This is a genomic window from Aeromonas sp. S2(2024) (assembly GCF_041402505.1).
Lineage (GTDB): Bacteria > Pseudomonadota > Gammaproteobacteria > Enterobacterales > Aeromonadaceae > Aeromonas > Aeromonas media.
In genome coordinates this window covers 1-663 of the sequence record NZ_JBGLRL010000057.1, presented here as the reverse complement: position 1 = coordinate 663, position 663 = coordinate 1, and the positions used below count along the sequence as shown (strand labels likewise).

Genomic DNA, 663 nt, shown 5'->3' with positions numbered 1-663 from the left:
GACTGGGGTGAAGTCGTAACAAGGTAACCCTAGGGGAACCTGGGGTTGGATCACCTCCTTACCTTAAGATGTCGAAGTTGTTGAGTGTTCACACAGATTGCCTTGATTCAAAGTAGTTAGAGCAAAGACCTGATGCGCAAGCGTCAGTGCTTGTTTGGTGAAAGCCAAACGAGAGAAGCCCTTTTGTTGGGTGTTGGGATGTGAATAATGGCGCAAGCCGTTACCCAATCACCTGCGCGCAAGCGCAAAGACAAATCCGGGTCCCCTTCGTCTAGAGGCCTAGGACACCGCCCTTTCACGGCGGTAACAGGGGTTCGAATCCCCTAGGGGACGCCACTTCTCTTCTTGCTAACAAGAATGCAGAGTTAAGAACTGATTCTTAACTCTGTTTTCTTCGGCCTTGCGCCGTTGCAAACATGCTCTTTAACAATCTGGAAAGCTGATTTAAAAAGTAGTTCTCAAACATTTGTTACAAGTGCTTTGGAAACTTCTTGGCGAAAACCAAAATTTATTTTGGTCCTTGTTGTACAACAACAAGTCGCGTCGTTTCGACGACACTTCTTGGGGTTGTATGGTTAAGTGACTAAGCGTACATGGTGGATGCCTTGGCAGTCAGAGGCGATGAAGGACGTACTAACCTGCGATAAGCTGTGAGAAGTCGGT

At 47.5% G+C, this 663-nt stretch carries 1 tRNA gene and 2 rRNA genes; all 3 read left to right on the top strand.

Annotated elements, in window-relative coordinates:
• Positions 1–61 (top strand): 16S ribosomal RNA (locus ACB039_RS20905); the annotation flags it as partial.
• 199 nt (positions 62–260) lie between these two features.
• A tRNA-Glu gene (locus tag ACB039_RS20900) sits at positions 261–336 on the top strand.
• 237 nt (positions 337–573) lie between these two features.
• A 23S ribosomal RNA gene (locus ACB039_RS20895) occupies positions 574–663 on the top strand; the annotation flags it as partial.